Below are 16,484 nucleotides of genomic sequence, written 5' to 3' on the forward strand. Positions count from 1 at the left end.
AAGATTCCTCATTCAATTTCAAGTAAATACAGCGTGCTATGGTATCGAAATTTAATTTATTTGATACAGGATATAGGGCTTGATACAAATGTTGAGAGGGGTCATCACAGAAATGCTACTGATATAAAAAAGGGTTGCCGAAGCAACCCTTTTATTAAATCAAATTGATTAGCCACGCTGGCGACTTGGCTTCTGACGAGGCTTACCAGAAGTGCTCTTGTGTTTACGTACGGCGCGCTTAATCTTAGCACTACGCACTTTAGCACGGGCAACACTGTGTTTATCCGCCGCCAATACGGTACGGGTTTCTTCATCCAGCCCGCCCAACTGACGCAGGTAATTAACCTGATCCAGCGACAGCTCCATCCAACCACCGCGGGGCAGATTGGTTGGTAATTCGATCATGCCATAACGCACACGGATCAGACGGCTAACCTGCACTTCCTGTGATTCCCACAGACGACGCACTTCACGGTTACGACCTTCACGCAGACCAACATGCCACCATTGGTTCATGCCTTCACCACCGGCTGGTTTGATGTAATCAAACTGGGCGGGGCCATCTTCCAGCATGACGCCATTGCGCAGGCGCTGCACTGTGGCGTCATTGACTTCGCCAAAAGTCCGCACGGCGTATTCACGCTCGACTTCATTAGATGGGTGCATCAGGCGATTAGCCAGTTCACCGTCAGAGGTAAACAGCAACAGACCTGAGGTATTGATGTCCAGACGACCTACGGCCACCCAGCGGGCATCACGCACCCGTGGCAGACGGTCAAATACGGTTGGTCGGCCATCAGGATCTTTACGGGAACAGATCTCACCTTCCGGCTTGTGGTAAGCCAGCACACGACAGATGATGTCATCGGCAGATTTCAGCGATACCACGCGGCCATCAATCCGCACTTTGGCATCGGCTTCAATACGGTCGCCCAGACTGGCGATCTCTCCGTCAACACTAACTCGTCCTGCAGCAATCCATGCCTCCATCTCACGACGGGAGCCATGGCCTGCTCGGGCCAAGACTTTCTGCAATTTTTCACTCATTAGTAGACTCTTCTAACTGCTGTGGCGCCTGTTCCCGATTGGAAAACAGTGCAGCCAATGACTCAGGATCTGTCAATGGCGGTAAGTCCGCCAGTGTATCCAGGCCAAAATAGGATAAAAATTCCACCGTGGTAGCATACAGGGCTGGCCTGCCAGGCACCTCTTTGTGCCCCACCACACGGATCCAATTACGTTCACTCAGGACTTTAATGGTATGGCTACCAACCGCTACCCCCCTGACTTGCTCAATATCCCCTCGGGTCACCGGCTGCCGATAGGCAATTACCGCCAGTGTTTCCAACGTGGCCCGGGAATATTTGGGCGCTTTTTCCTGCCACAGGGTCTGCAGATACGGGCTTAATTCTTCCCGACTCTGAAAACGGTATCCACCGGCAACCTGAACCAGCTGGATGCCCCGCGGCAAATAGTCCTGCTGCAACGCTTCGACTGTGGCGCGGATCTGATCCCGCGACACATTGAACGGCGACAGTACTGTGTCTTTCAGCTCCTTGACTGATACGGGCTTGGCCTGAACAAACAGGCTAGCTTCAATCAGCTGTTTTAGCTGCTCAACATTGATTTGCATGCTTTAATCCGAAAAAGTACGCCGATATCAACGCGCTTTGACATAAATCATGGCCAGAGGCTCTCGCTGATACAGTTCCACCAGCAGCTCCTTGACCAGCTCCATCAGTGCCAAAAATGTTACCACTGCACCAGGTCGCCCCTCTTCTACCGTAAACAAAGCGGTAAAAGGAATAAAGTTTTCCCGGTCCAACATGGCCAGAATCTGACTCATCCGCTCCCGGGTGGACAACACTTCCCGCTTCACCTCATGGTTGGCGGTGGCATCAATGCGTTTGAGTACCCCGGCAAAAGCCCGGGCCAAATCAGCCAGCGACACATCCGGTGGCAATACCTTAGGCTTTACCCCAGGTGCCACCATGGCGCTGGCCTGAAAATAATCCCGCTCCAGCCGTGGCAACTCATCCAGCGACTCAGAGGCGTATTTAATCACCTCGTAGGCCTTCAACTGCTGGATCAGCATGGCTCTAGGATCAAGCTCTTCCTCATCGTCTGTAACCAGCTTAGGTAACAGCAGACGGGATTTAATTTCAGCCAAGGTAGCCGCCATCACCAGATAGTCTGCTGCCAGTTCTACCCGGGCGTCGGTTAACATCGCAATATATTCGAGGTACTGGGCCGCAATCTGCTGCAAGGGTAAGTCCACCACATCCAGCTTTTGTTTGCGGATAAGATACAGCAGTAAATCTAGTGGCCCTTCAAAGGCCTCCAGAAACACTTCCAGCGCCTCAGGGGGAATAAAAAGATCTGAAGGAAGCTCAGATATCGGCTCGCCGCGTACCACAGCCAAAGGTAAAAGCTGCTGTCCACCCTGCATCTGCGCCCCCATTAACACTCTGGCAGTAACCGGCACCAAGGCAGATCACCGCAAAACGCGCGATTATACCTGTAATCAGGGCCAGAAACCAAGCAGATTAGTTACTGAAAAGGGGTAATATCCCCAGCGCCTTCGCGCACAATCACAACATCACCGTCGGACATATCCACCACAGTTGTCGGTTTTTCACCCAGATAACCGCCGTGCAAAATCGCATCGACCTGATGCTCCAACATATCGCGGATCGCCTCAGGATCTGATTCAGTAAAATCATGGCCAGGCATAATCAGACTGGTAGACAGCAGCGGCTCACCCAGCGCATCGAGCAGATCCCGGGCGATCACATTATCCGTCACCCGAATACCAATGGTTTTACGCTTGTCATTCAACAAACGACGTGGGACTTCTTTGGTGCCTTTAAACACAAAAGTGTAAGGACCTGGGGTGCAGTATTTCAGCAAGCGGAAAGCCTGGTTATCAACCCGAGCATAATTGGCTAGCTCAGACAGATCCCGGCACATCAAGGTAAAATTATGGTCATGGCCGATATGACGAATACGCGCAATGCGCTCCATGGCTTCTTTGTTACCTATCATGCAGCCCAAGGCATAACCAGAGTCGGTTGGATAGACGATAACACCGCCTTCTTTAAGAATATTTACCGCCTGACTTATCAGACGGACCTGAGGATTAACCTCATGTACATAGAAAAATTGACTCATGTTCTCTTCACCCATTGTTCTGATTCCCAGACCCAGGTCAATCCCTGGGGCCGGTGTAAATTGCGTCCCAGCTCAACCCAGCGGCCGGGGAAATGAAAATCGCTGCCAACAGATGCCATTAATCCTTTTTGTAGGCTCAAAGCGCCAAGATTTGCCCTGTCATCGGGAGACTGCTGCCCCATCACCACTTCCATGGCATCCCCTCCGGCTTCTTTAAATTGCCGCAGTAATCGTTTCAGCCATTTAGCCGACAGCTTATAAGCACTGGGGTGCGCCATCACCGCCAAACCACCAGCTTGATGGATTATATCGATGGCGTTAGGAATATCGCCCCAGTTATTAGGCACATAACCGGTTTTTCCGCGGGCTAAAAAACGCTTAAATACTGCGGCATTATCAGCAGCATGCCCCTGTTCAACCAAAAAGCGGGCAAAATGCCCCCGGCTAATTGCTGCGCCATTGGCCAGCGCGCTAGCGCCTTCATAGGCGCCCTCAATGCCGGCTTTAGCGAGCCGAACACCAATTTCCACCGCGCGCAGCTCACGCAGTTCACGCTGATGAGCTAAAAATGTCAGCAGGCCGGGATGGGTAATATCCAGATTTAGCCCCACCACATGGATATCAAAACTGTTCCAACGGGTAGAAATTTCCACCCCATTGATCAGTGTCAAAGGCTTAGGTTGAGTAAGGTTGAAAGCATGAGCATCGGTCAGCCCAGCCACCGTATCGTGATCGGTAATCGCCAGCATATCAACGCCGGCAGAGATAGCCCGGGCAACCAGTTCAGCGGGGCTGAGCTGGCCATCTGAGGCCGTTGTGTGGCTATGTAAATCAGCCTGTAAGGTATCTGTTATCATGGCGCTCATTGTAAAGGATCTGCGCTTAAAAAGCGTCAATTTAGCAGCCTATTAGCGCAAATCAATACCTGAGGCACAGGTGGATAAAGCCCAAGCTGCAGTTGGCCATGGCAGTCATACTGCCTATTGAAAAGTTATGCATCTATGATGCTTAGCTGTTATAGCCGTCACCATAGTTTACTTATCTATCTTTAGCCTTTAGCCTCTAGCCTCCATTCTGGTAGCTAATCTGGCACCGTCACTCTTCAACCCTATCCCTTAGTTGGCTTTACGATTAATCAAGCAAAAAGCTCTTCAACGAAGTATCAAATGCTGATAATCGCCTAGAAATTCCTAACTACCGTAAGCTACCCCTATCATTCTCCCAACCGTGATTTATGCATATTTATGCCAACATCGGTTCTAAGTTGCCACGAGTGGCCAATATTTCAGGTAACCCATAAGCAGAAAAAAACAACAAACAGTGTTGACTTTTTCAACGTAATTGGTTTCTCTATAATCCGAATGAGCAAAATTTAATGTCATTAAATTGAACGCTCAAAAAGCATTTAACGCCCAAGTGGCCAGTAATTTAACGGTCATTTGGATGTAACAGAGACAATAGGCAAAGTAAGCATGTTCAACGCAGCATACACAATGATGAACAATTGGTGGTGGCACTATCCGACTGGCGGGTAGTGTGCAATGCTGCGTTGATGTAACTCACGGCAAAGTCACCAAAAAGGCCCGCAATCTGCGGGCCTTTTTGCTATCTATCGCGGTCAAAAATAAGAGAGCAAACAAGGTTTCACGCAGGAGCAGGTTAACCATAACAGTGTCCGGCATATGCTGGGCCCAAAATAGCAAGGATACTGACTGATGAACCAATACACCGGGGAGCTGACTGTATGACGGCCTCCTTTCCCCCGCTGCAAAGCAAGTGTTACGCCATGGCCTACCACAGCGATCCATTGGCCTTGTATCACACCCTGTGTGCTGATGCGCCCCATACGGTATTGCTGGAATCGGCAGAGATCAGCACCAAAGATCATCTCCAAAGCCTGATCATGACAGATGCCGCATTGATGATCCGCGCAGATGATTATCAGCTCAGTTTTACGGCCCTAAGCCATCATGGTGCCGCCCTACTGCCGGCCATCACACATTATTTCAGCGCTGCGCCCTTTTTAGCTCAATGCCACACAGCGTGCCCAACGCCAATCAATCACGCCAACCAAACACATCCGCAAACCAATAATTCAGCGCTGGCCAGATTGACCGTCACATTAAGCCGCCCCCAAGGCATTATGGATGAAGACGCCAGATTACAGGGTATCTCGCCTTTAGATGGTCTGCGGATGCTAATGCAGGCATTGCCCTGCACCGCCTTGGACGATAATGCCGCCGCACCGGCTTTTCTGGCAGGCGTACTTGCCTATGATCTGATCGCTAGCGCCGAGCAATTACCTCAGGTCAAACATGGCGTCAATCACTGCCCGGATTACCTGTTTTATCTGGCTCAAAATGTGATCAAAATTGATCATCAGCGCCGCAGTGCGACCCTCATCAGCCAACTCTGTGACTCAACACCTGAGGCGCAGCAAAAACAACAGCAGCGCTGTCAGGCATTACTGCAACAGGCCGCCAGCCAATTACGCCCTCTGGCCACCACTCAGGTCCATGCCGATGTCAGCGTCGATATTAGTGATATCGAATACTGTCACCAAGTTAGCGCGTTAAAGCAGCATATTGTGGCAGGTGATATTTTTCAGGTGGTACCATCGCGCTGTTTCAATCTGCCCTGTCCTAATCCATTGGGAGCCTATCAGGCACTCAAACGCAGCAACCCCAGCCCCTATATGTTTTATTTTCGCGGCCCGGACTTCACCCTGTTTGGCGCCTCACCGGAAAGTGCCCTGAAATATGACGCGACCACAAATCAAGTGGAAGTTTATCCCATCGCGGGCACCCGCCCCCGGGGTAAAAATAGTGCCGGTGATATCGATGCAGATTTGGATGCGCGATTTGAACTGGCCCTACGAATGGATACCAAAGAGCTGTCAGAGCATTTGATGCTGGTTGATTTGGCCCGTAATGATATTGCCCGCATCGCCACCACTGGCAGTCGCAATGTGGCAGAACTGCTCAAAGTAGACAGATATTCCCATGTGATGCACCTGGTCAGCCGGGTAACGGGTCAACTGCGGCCTGAACTTGATGCGCTGCACGCCTACCAAGCTTGTATGAATATGGGCACCTTAGTCGGGGCGCCCAAGGTGCGGGCCGCAACCTTGGTACGGGAATATGAACAGCAGCGCCGTGGCAGTTATGGTGGCGCCGTGGGGTATCTGAATAGTCATGGCGATATGGATACCTGCATTGTCATCCGCAGTGCTTTTGTCAGCCAAGGAACCGCCCATATTCAGGCTGGTGCCGGCGTGGTGGCTGACTCCGTACCCCAGCTAGAAGCCGATGAGACACGGCAAAAAGCCCAAGCGGTGATCAGTGCCATCCAACAAGGAGGTGGCCAATGAAGCTATATCTGTTAGATAACTTTGACTCTTTCACTTACAACCTGGTGGATCAATTTCGCAGTCTGGACTGTGAAGTGGTGATTTACCGCAATGATATTGCCGCGCCTTATCTGGCTGAAAAAATGCTGGCAGAAACCCAACCTACCGCGCTGGTGCTATCCCCAGGTCCCGGCGCGCCGACACAAGCTGGCAGTATGATGGCACTGCTGGCGCTACTGGGCGGCCAATTACCTATCTTGGGGATCTGCCTTGGTCACCAAGCATTAGTTGAACACTATGGCGGCACAGTTAGCCGCGCCCCGGCAGTGGTCCACGGTAAAGCCAGTATGCTTAAGCACCAGGGGCACACCCTGTTTTCCGGCTTACCCTCTCCGCTACCCGTGGCCCGGTATCACAGCCTGATCGCCACGAGCATGCCGGACTGTCTCGAGGTCATAGCCAGAGTGGATAACCTCCCCATGGCCATTTGCCACCGCCGGGAACCGGCTATTGGCTTTCAGTTTCATCCCGAGTCCATCTTAACAACCAGCGGCAGCCAACTGTTGCAACAGACCCTGACATACTTACAACAATACCCGACACCAACAGGAGGCCTGTGATGGCACGAACCCAGCAAGCATTACTCGAGCAGCTCTATCAAGGCCATAGCCTGTCACGCCAGGACTCCCAAGCATTGTTCAGTGCGCTGATCCGCGGAGAAGTGAGCCAAAGCAATATTGCCGCCATGCTGATCGCGCTGAAAATGCGTGGCGAAACCATCGATGAGATCGCCGGTGCCGCCAGTGCCCTGCGCGAAGCGGCTAAACCCTTTCCCCATACACCTCATCCCAGCGGCGTGACGGACATTGTTGGCACTGGGGGGGATGGCCACCATACCATTAATATTTCGACCACAGCGGCTATCGTTGCTGCCGCGGCAGGCGCAAAGGTCGCCAAACATGGTAATCGTAGTGTATCGAGTAAATCAGGCTCGTCTGATGTGCTGGCGCAATTTGGTATTGACCTGACCATGAGCCCGGAAACCGCGGCCGAGTGTCTTGATACCCTGGGATTGTGTTTTTTGTTTGCCCCCCATTACCATGCGGGCGTGAAACATGCCGTCCCTGTACGACAAGAGCTGAAAACCCGCACCCTGTTTAATATTCTTGGGCCACTAATTAACCCTGCTAGGCCGGAAAATATGCTACTGGGGGTTTACAGTCCTGACTTGCTGCAACCTATCGCCCGTACGCTACAAGCCCTCGGCGTGACTCGAGCCATGGTGGTCCATGGCAGTGGACTGGATGAGGTCGCGCTACACGGCCCCACCGATGTGATTGAACTCAGTGGGGGCGAATTAACTCGTTACCAATTAGGGCCGGAGGACTTTGGTGTCCCAGCGGCGGCCATCAAGGCACTGACAGGCGGTACCCCAGCTGAAAATGCCGCCATTACCAAAGCGGTATTGTCCGGCAAAGGGGAAGCGGCCCACACAGATGCCGTTGCCATTAATGCCGGTGCCGCCTTGTATTTAAGCCAAGTTACAGGCGATATCAAAACCGGCACTGCACTGGCACGAGAAACTATCGCAAGCGGTCAAGGCTGGCAGTTACTCAACCGTTTAGCCAGTGTCTCAGCAGCGCAATCAACGTCAGAGCTAACAACACCAGAGTTAACCCAGCGACGAGGGGGGCAGGCATGATGACAGCATCACAGAGTTCCCCAGCGCAAAACGCAACGCCACAAGCCAATGTTCTTAAGCGCATTGTCGCCAGTAAAGCGGCCCATATTGCGGCGCTCAAGCAGCGCTTTGGCGAGCAGCCGACTCCGCAAGTGTCACAGCGCAGCCTGTATGATGCCCTGAATAAAGCAGATTGCAGTTTTATTCTGGAATGTAAAAAAGCCAGCCCATCCAAAGGACTGTTACGGCCTGATTTTGATATCGCTGCCATTGCTGCTGTCTATCGCCGCCATGCCGATGCCATTTCAGTGCTGACCGATGAGCAGTATTTTCAAGGCGATATGGCTTATATCAGCCAGATCCGCGAACAGGTCAGTCAGCCAATCCTGTGTAAAGATTTTTTTATCTCACCCTATCAGGTGCAACTGGCCGCCAGCCAAGGCGCTGATGCGATTTTACTCATGCTGTCAGTATTAACCGATGTGCAATACCGGGAACTCGCCACTGAAGCACAGCGTTATCAGTTAGATATTTTGACTGAAGTCAGTAATCCCGCCGAGCTGCAACGCGCTTTGGCATTACAGGCGCGGATCATCGGCATCAATAACCGTAATCTGCGGGATCTCAGTACTGATCTGGCCACTACAGAGCAACTGGCACCCACCATTCCCCCGGGCACTGTGATTGTCAGTGAGTCCGGCATTTACCGACATGAAGATGTGCGCCGCCTCAGCCCTTATGTCAGTGGTTTTTTAGTTGGCAGCTCTCTGATGGGCTGTCGCGATTTAGATTTGGCCTGTCGTCGCCTGATTTATGGTAACCACAAAGTCTGTGGCCTAACCCGAGCGGATGATTTACTGACCGCGGCGCAGGCGGGCGCTGTCTATGGCGGGCTGATTTTTGCGCCGGCTTCTCCTCGGGCTGTCACCCAAGCGCAGGCGGCTATGTTGGCTCAAGCTAACACTCAGGCACAGCAGCAACTGCAATTAGTCGGGGTATTTGTCAAACAGGCGCCAACACTTATTGCCGCAATTGCGAAGGAATTAAAACTCAGCGCGGTGCAGCTTCATGGCAAAGAGTCAGAGGCGGATATCGCCACCCTTCGCCAATTACTGAGCGCTGACACTGAAATTTGGCAGGCCGTGGCGATTAAAGCACAAACGGATACCAAGCCGTTAATGGATAAAGCAGATGACGCGATGGCTGAACCTGCCCAAGATGGCAATCAACTCTTATCTCAGCCAGGCACAGTGACCCGACGGGTCTATGACAGCCAACATGCAGGGCATTTTGGTGGCACGGGCAAACCCTTTAACTGGCAGCAACCCTTAGCACAGAAACATCTGGCCATGCTGGCCGGAGGGCTAACACCGGAGACAGTGGCACAAGCCGCTCAGGCCGGATTTGCCGGATTAGATATGAACTCCGGCTTGGAAACCGCCCCGGGACAAAAAGATCCCCGGCTGATTTATGCCGCATTTGCCAATCTGCGCCACTACTGACAATGCAAGTTAATAAGCGGCACGCCGAAGACAGTACTAGGGGTAGTTGACCCCAGAACAGATAAAACAAACACATGATCGATGACCCGACAGGAAACACTATGAGCCCATTTAAATTACCCGCTTATTTTGGCGATTTCGGCGGGGCCTTTGTCCCGCAAATCTTAATGCCAGCCCTAGTTCAGCTGGAGCAGGCCTTTATCGACGCCCGGGAAGACAGCAGCTTTCAAGCTGAGTTACTGGATTTACTGAAAAACTATGCTGGCCGTCCGACAGCTCTGACTCTGACCCGTAATCTCAGCCCCAATCCGCTGGCCAAGATTTATCTTAAACGGGAAGATCTCTTGCACGGTGGAGCCCATAAAACTAATCAGGTACTCGGCCAGGCTCTGCTAGCCAAACGCATGGGTAAAAACGAAATTATTGCCGAAACCGGCGCAGGACAACACGGCGTGGCCACCGCACTGGCCTGCGCCCTGTTAGGGCTTAAATGTCGGGTGTATATGGGAGCAAAAGATGCCGAGCGACAATCACCCAATGTGTTTCGTATGAAGCTGATGGGAGCGGAGGTGATCCCGGTTCACTCTGGCTCTGCCACCTTAAAAGATGCCTGTAATGAGGCGCTGCGAGACTGGTCCGCCAATTACGAAACCGCCCATTATCTGCTGGGGACGGCAGCGGGCCCTCATCCCTTCCCCACCATAGTGCGGGAGTTTCAAAAGATGATTGGCGAAGAAACCAAACAACAATTATGGGAAAAAGAAGGACGGTTACCCGATGCCGTTATTGCCTGTGTTGGCGGAGGCTCTAATGCCATTGGTATGTTTGCTGATTTTATTGATGAGCCCCAAGTCGCGCTTATCGGGGTTGAACCAGCGGGAAAAGGGTTGGATACTCAACAGCACGGCGCGCCACTGCACCATGGCCGCACTGGTATTTTCTTTGGTATGAAAGCTCCCCTGATGCAAACCGCCGAAGGCCAAATCGAAGAGTCCTATTCTGTTTCTGCCGGGTTAGATTTTCCATCCGTTGGGCCACAGCATGCCTATTTACAAGCCAGTGGGCGAGCGCAATATGAATCGGCTACCGATGATGAAGCCCTTACCGCCTTTGAACAACTGGCCCGTGCTGAAGGCATTATTCCGGCATTAGAGTCAGCCCACGCTTTAGCCTATGCGCTGAAACTGGCAGCGGCGGCAACCCAAGAAACCCTATTAGTGGTCAATCTCTCCGGCCGCGGAGATAAGGATATTTTTACCGTGTCAGATTTGCTGGCAGAAAAACACCGCCAAATAGCGTCACAGGGACAGGAGTAAATTATGAGCCGCTATCAAACCATGTTCACCCGTCTGCAACAAAGCGGGCGCGGCGCATTTGTTCCCTTTGTCACGCTGGGGGATCCGACCGCAGAGTTATCATTACGCATTATTGATACGCTGATAGCCAATGGCGCTGATGCACTAGAGCTGGGGCTACCATTTTCCGATCCCCTTGCCGATGGGCCGGTGATCCAAGAAGCTAATCTGCGGGCGCTAAATGCAGGTATTACCCCCACACGCTGCTTTAATCTGCTCAATCAAATCCGGGCAAAACATCCCCAAGTCCCCATTGGTTTACTGGTATATGCTAATTTGGTTTACGCCAATGGAATTGATGATTTTTATGCCAAGGCGCAAGCCGCAGGGGTTGATTCAGTCTTAATTGCCGATGTGCCAGTAGAGGAGTCCTCGCCATTTCGTGAAGCGGCCCTTGCTCATCAGATTGCGCCGATTTTTATCGCGCCGCCAAATGCCCAATCGCCATTATTAGCGCGCATCAGTCGTGCCGGGCAAGGTTACACTTATCTCTTATCCCGCGCCGGGGTGACAGGTAGCGACTGCCAAGCCAATATGCCGGTTGAACAGGTATTGACGGCATTGCAGCAGTTTAACGCGCCACCACCACTATTAGGGTTTGGCATTAGCACGCCTGAGCAAGTCAAAGCCGCCATAGCCGCCGGCGCCGCCGGAGCAATTTCTGGCTCTGCCGTGGTCGGGATCATCGGTCAGCATCTGACAAAACCAGATATGATGCTAACAACGTTAGGGCAATTTACGGCCCAAATGAAAGCGGCTACCTGAGCTCACAGCCCGGTATTGGAATTAACCGTGCCGGGCAATTAATATTCCTTAATAGCTCGATAAATGACCTCGTTATCATTATTTATTCACTTTCTAAAGCTCTTATAAAGCGTAATTAAATTGCCTATTATGAAATTTACACATTACTTTTACGATGAAATATTACATACATTTCAATCTGTTTCTTGTACTTGATTTTAATCACTACTTTATAAAATAACGCCATTTTTTTATCGACAGTAACATATTTTCCCAATAGCTTATTTTTAGGGTAGGAAAACCCTTAATTCTCCCAACAATAATTATTAAATGATTTTTCTTTCCAGGAAGATAAGAAAATATGCTTCGAAAACACTTTGAACTTATCGATAAACCCATTTTTTTTGGTGCATTAGCCATGCTGCTATCAGTGGTAATACCTCTTATGATTTTTCCTAAAGAGGGAGCTGAATGGATTGGGATTGCCAAAGTATTTATGACTGATAAATTAGGATTTGCCTATCTTGCTTTAGGTATTTCTGCATTTTTTTTCATGATCTATATTGTATTCTCCGATATTGGACAAATTAAATTAGGAGATGCTGATGAGAAACCTGAATTCGGTAATGCCTCTTGGATTGCCATGTTATTTTGTGGTGGCATTGGTGCCAGCATTCTATTTTGGGGAAGTATAGAATGGGCCTATTATTATCAAAACCCACCGTTTCAATTAAAACCAGGTAGTGAAGAAGCAATTCGTTGGTCAGCGACCTATGGCTTATTTCACTGGGGACCTATTGCCTGGGCAATTTATTTAATTCCAGCTATTCCTATTGCTTATTTTTTCTATGTTAGAAAGCAACCTGTACTGAAAATTTCTGCCGCCCTAATGCCGGTTATTGGTGAGGCTAGAAGTTTTGGTAAAACCGGCCGTATAGTAGATATTTTATTTATTTTTGGTATTTTGGGTGGTTCAGCGACATCACTAGGATTAGCAGCACCACTGATTAACGAAGGGATAAGCTACCTTTTTGGCATTCCATCAACCACAAGCTCACAAGTACTGGTATTATTAATTTGTACCGCTATTTTTGCCTATTCTTCTTATATGGGTATGGAAAAAGGTATTAAAGTGCTCAGCAATATTAATTTTTGGGCTGCATTAGCACTACTTGCCTTTGTCTTAATCTGTGGTCCAACAATTTTCATGTTAGAAACAGGGTTAGATTCCATCGGTAGAATGCTATCTAATTTCTTTGTTATGGCCACATGGGCAGAACCTTTTGGTGGTATGGGAACCTTTGCTGATACCCATTTCCCCCAAGACTGGACTATTTTTTACTGGGCATGGTGGTTAGTTTTTGCGCCCAGTATGGGACTCTTTCTCGCCCGTATCTCTCGGGGAAGAACAATTAAACAAATGGTTACAGGGTCAATTTTCTTCGGTTCGTTAGGCTGTGCTGTTTATTTTATGATTCTCGGGAATTATGGCCTTTCTTTACAATTATCAGGTCAACTTGATGTGATTAGTATTTTAAATAGCAAAGGCCCGACCTCTGCTATATTTGCTATCCTTTCTCAATTACCTTTCAGTACCTTTATTATTGGTATATTCACTCTTTTATGTATTATTTTCACAGCGACCAGCTTCGACTCAATTTCTTATATTTTATCCTCTGTCGTACAAAATAACGTCACCGAAGAGCCTATGCGGTGGAATCGATTGTTTTGGGCATTTGTACTGTCATTATTGCCATCGATCCTGATGTTTATGGGCGGTTTATCCACACTGCAAACAGCTGCAATTGTCGGTGGACTACCATTATTGGTGATCGGGTTTATGTTAATGATTGCAGGGTTTAAAGCTGCCACTTTGGATTTAAGCCACCAAGAAGGTTATGAAAACCCTGTTATCAATATTGAAGAATTACCAGAAGTTGATCCCTGGAGCAAAGAAGGGTCAGCTTTAGCTAAATTCGAAGATCGAAAAGATGCCGCAATGGATGCAGCTAATGCTGAACGCGAAGCACTCAATGCGATTTGGACACTGAAGAAAACATTACGTCGCGAAGCGCTTAACCGAGGAGAGTCCGGTTATGAGTTAGGTGATGCTCCGGATGAAATCATTCAAGAACTGCAACGGCTAACCGAAGTCGCCATGCTAGCTAAAGAGCGTAAACTCGCAGCATCGGAACAAGCTCAAGAGGCTCGTAAAGCTTTTAACGAACTGATTCGCCATAAAGCAGAGGAAGAAAAAGCACTCGCTGCTGCGGATACAAAAGCGGCGATTCAAGCTAGATTAAGCACTGATATATAATATTAATCATCATATCTTAAGATATTAAAATAAAGCGTTACCCACCTTGCTAAATTTCAGGCCGCAAGGTGGTAACGCTTCATCAAAAACGCCATACCGCCATAATGCTCATCCTCCCAGACACAGCCCATTTATTTTTCAAAAAACGACCAAATATCAAACCTTTTAGCCCAACTTTTTTAACTAATTAATTGCGCCAATTTTGACAATCCTCAGGCTTAAAGCTGTCTTTTAGTAAATGCAATTTTTTTGCGGTTTTCTTTAATATTTCTCAAGTGATACATAATGATACATGGTATTATCTCAACGAAGTATTCCAGCCCTACCTGGAAACCATATCCATTTCCCGCCTGCGGCTATTCTAAGTCATCCTCCGGTGTCGAAAGCCTGGATCAGCAGGCCTGTCAATTAGAGGAGAAACTATGACATCATACTTCCTGCAAGCCTTTATTTACCTATGTGCTGCCGTCATTGCCGTACCACTGGCTAAGCGCTTAGGGTTAGGCTCAGTGCTAGGTTATCTCGCTGCTGGTGTTGTTATTGGCCCCGTAATAGGCTTAGTCGGACAGGAAACCGCGACTATTCAGCATTTTGCTGAATTTGGTGTGGTTATGATGTTATTTCTAGTGGGGTTAGAACTTAATCCTAAAACCTTATGGGATATGCGTCGACGTTTGGTCGGATTGGGTGGTCTGCAGATGCTACTCACCACGGGTGGCGTTATGTGGGTTGCCATCCAAATGGGTCAACCCTGGACCATAGGATTAGCGATCGGCTTAATTTTTTCCCTATCGTCTACAGCGATCGTACTGCAAACCTTTAATGAAAAAGGCTTAACCCGTACCGAAGGCGGCAAAAATGCCTTTTCTGTATTGCTGTTCCAAGATATCGCTGTGATCCCTATTCTGGCATTGATGCCGCTGCTGGCGCTGCCTGAACTGGTCGAAAAAGCGCAATCTGTCGCGGCGCACGCAGCCAGCCATGCTGATGAGTGGAATATCGTTGCAGAAATGCCGGCTTGGGCTTATACCATCGTGATTGTGTTAGCGATTACGGCGCTGGTGATGGTGGGCCATTATCTTAGTCGCCCACTATTTCGCTATGTTGCAGAATCTGGACTACGGGAAATTTTCACTGCAACCGCACTAATGTTGGTCATTGGTATTGCGGCATTGATGAATTTAATCGGACTGTCTCCAGCATTAGGCACCTTTCTTGCGGGCCTAGTTCTAGCCAACAGTGAATTCCGTCATGAACTTGAGTCAAATATTGAACCATTTAAAGGGCTGCTACTGGGGCTATTTTTTATTACTGTCGGCGCTGGAATTGACTTCAGTATTCTCTGGCAACATCTGTTATTAATTGTGGCTCTGACACTGGGCGTTATCGTAGTTAAAGTGCTTGTGTTATTGATCCTCAGCTTTATTTTCCGCATTCGTAACAGTGATCGCTGGTTGTTTGCCCTATCATTGGCTCAGGCCGGTGAGTTCGGTTTTGTGCTGTTGAATTACTCAGCCCAGAATCATGTTCTTCCGGTAGAAATGACACAAATTTTGTCTATGGTGGTCACGTTCTCCATGTTCCTGACTCCAGGGCTATTTATCTTCTTTGATAAATTTATTCTGCCCAGATACCACCAACAGTCAGTGAAGCAAGAATCAGATACGATTGATGAACATGGCGCTGTGATTATTGCCGGCATCGGCCGATTTGGACAAATTGTGAACCGCCTGCTGACCGCCAACAATATTCCAACTGTGGTATTGGATCACCAGCCAAGCCAGATTGAGTTGATGCGTAAAATCAATGTCAAAAGCTACTTTGGTGATACCACCAGACCAGATCTGTTGCTAACCGCCGGCATAGAAGAAGCCAAACTGTTTATTGTTGCCATTGATGATAAAGATCGCGCGCTGGAAATGGTGCAGTATGTCAAAAGTCAATTTCCAAAAGTAAAAGTACTGGCGCGGGCATATGACCGAGGTCATCTGTATGCACTACAAATGGCGGGAGCTGATTATGTGATCAGTGAAACCTTCCTGTCTGCCTTGGCACTAGGAACTGAAGCACTGAAAGCCATGGGCATGCCAACACATAAAGCAGAAATGATGCGCGATGCCTTTGCCCGCAGTGAGCAACAAAGTAAAGAACTCTTGTATGAAAACTGGAAAGCCAGTGCGGCGGACAACAAATTTAATGCTTCATACAGGGAATTGTTCCTACAACTGGAAGCGGCAATGAAACAGACAATGGTAGAAGAAAAAGCCAACTATCATGCTTCTATGCCCGCACTAAAAAGTGCTGCAAATGATGATTCAGAGCTGTCTCATTAATCCTATATCAGATTTTATGTAATTAAAGTGTA

At 49.1% G+C, this 16,484-nt stretch carries 13 protein-coding genes; 8 read left to right on the forward strand and 5 right to left on the reverse strand.

What is annotated here, in order from left to right:
- Positions 1–168 precede the first annotated feature (168 nt).
- From rluB to rnm, 5 genes are all read right to left on the reverse strand, one after another.
- Positions 169–1,047: a 23S rRNA pseudouridine(2605) synthase RluB gene (gene rluB / locus NFHSH190041_RS13320; protein ID WP_261922286.1), complete on the reverse strand. Its 879-nt coding sequence runs from the start codon at positions 1,045–1,047 to the stop codon at positions 169–171.
- Positions 1,040–1,633: an SMC-Scp complex subunit ScpB gene (scpB, locus tag NFHSH190041_RS13325; protein WP_261922287.1), complete on the reverse strand. Its 594-nt coding sequence runs from the start codon at positions 1,631–1,633 to the stop codon at positions 1,040–1,042. Before scpB ends, rluB begins: the two co-directional genes overlap by 8 nt.
- Before the next feature lie 27 nt (positions 1,634–1,660).
- Entirely contained in the window at positions 1,661–2,449 is a 789-nt protein-coding gene (locus NFHSH190041_RS13330) for a segregation and condensation protein A (protein WP_261925125.1), read from the reverse strand.
- A gap of 101 nt (positions 2,450–2,550) precedes the next feature.
- Entirely contained in the window at positions 2,551–3,171 is a 621-nt protein-coding gene (locus NFHSH190041_RS13335; RefSeq protein WP_261922288.1) for an L-threonylcarbamoyladenylate synthase, read from the reverse strand.
- A complete protein-coding gene (gene rnm, locus NFHSH190041_RS13340) occupies positions 3,168–4,028 on the reverse strand; it encodes an RNase RNM (protein ID WP_315972942.1) in 861 nt (286 codons plus the stop codon). The genes NFHSH190041_RS13335 and rnm overlap by 4 nt, the downstream gene beginning before the upstream one ends.
- A gap of 887 nt (positions 4,029–4,915) precedes the next feature.
- Between rnm and NFHSH190041_RS13345 the strand changes: the two genes are divergently transcribed.
- The 8 genes from NFHSH190041_RS13345 (at position 4,916) to NFHSH190041_RS13380 (ending at position 16,452) form a co-directional block, all read left to right on the forward strand.
- Entirely contained in the window at positions 4,916–6,541 is a 1,626-nt protein-coding gene (locus NFHSH190041_RS13345) for an anthranilate synthase component 1 (RefSeq protein WP_261922290.1), read from the forward strand.
- The gene (locus tag NFHSH190041_RS13350; protein ID WP_261922291.1) at positions 6,538–7,140 is read left to right on the forward strand and encodes an aminodeoxychorismate/anthranilate synthase component II; all 603 of its coding nucleotides are present in this window, start codon (positions 6,538–6,540) and stop codon (positions 7,138–7,140) included. Before NFHSH190041_RS13345 ends, NFHSH190041_RS13350 begins: the two co-directional genes overlap by 4 nt.
- A complete protein-coding gene (gene trpD / locus NFHSH190041_RS13355) occupies positions 7,140–8,222 on the forward strand; it encodes an anthranilate phosphoribosyltransferase (protein WP_261922292.1) in 1,083 nt (360 codons plus the stop codon). The genes NFHSH190041_RS13350 and trpD overlap by 1 nt, the downstream gene beginning before the upstream one ends.
- Positions 8,219–9,703, forward strand: coding sequence for a bifunctional indole-3-glycerol-phosphate synthase TrpC/phosphoribosylanthranilate isomerase TrpF (trpCF, locus tag NFHSH190041_RS13360; protein WP_261922293.1), 1,485 nt, complete (start codon positions 8,219–8,221; stop codon positions 9,701–9,703). The genes trpD and trpCF overlap by 4 nt, the downstream gene beginning before the upstream one ends.
- Positions 9,704–9,804: 101 nt before the next feature.
- Entirely contained in the window at positions 9,805–11,019 is a 1,215-nt protein-coding gene (trpB, locus tag NFHSH190041_RS13365; protein ID WP_261922294.1) for a tryptophan synthase subunit beta, read from the forward strand.
- A 3-nt stretch (positions 11,020–11,022) separates the two neighbouring features.
- The gene (gene trpA / locus NFHSH190041_RS13370) at positions 11,023–11,823 is read left to right on the forward strand and encodes a tryptophan synthase subunit alpha (RefSeq protein WP_261922295.1); all 801 of its coding nucleotides are present in this window, start codon (positions 11,023–11,025) and stop codon (positions 11,821–11,823) included.
- A gap of 340 nt (positions 11,824–12,163) precedes the next feature.
- Positions 12,164–14,119 (forward strand): BCCT family transporter, encoded by a 1,956-nt coding sequence (locus tag NFHSH190041_RS13375; RefSeq protein ID WP_261922296.1) that lies wholly within the window; start codon positions 12,164–12,166, stop codon positions 14,117–14,119.
- A gap of 422 nt (positions 14,120–14,541) precedes the next feature.
- Positions 14,542–16,452 carry a monovalent cation:proton antiporter-2 (CPA2) family protein gene (locus tag NFHSH190041_RS13380; protein WP_261922297.1) on the forward strand — a complete coding sequence of 637 codons (1,911 nt, stop codon included), beginning with the start codon at positions 14,542–14,544 and terminating at the stop codon, positions 16,450–16,452.
- Positions 16,453–16,484: the final 32 nt, after the last annotated feature.

It is taken from the genome of Shewanella sp. NFH-SH190041, assembly GCF_024363255.1.
Classification (GTDB): Bacteria; Pseudomonadota; Gammaproteobacteria; order Enterobacterales; family Shewanellaceae; genus Shewanella.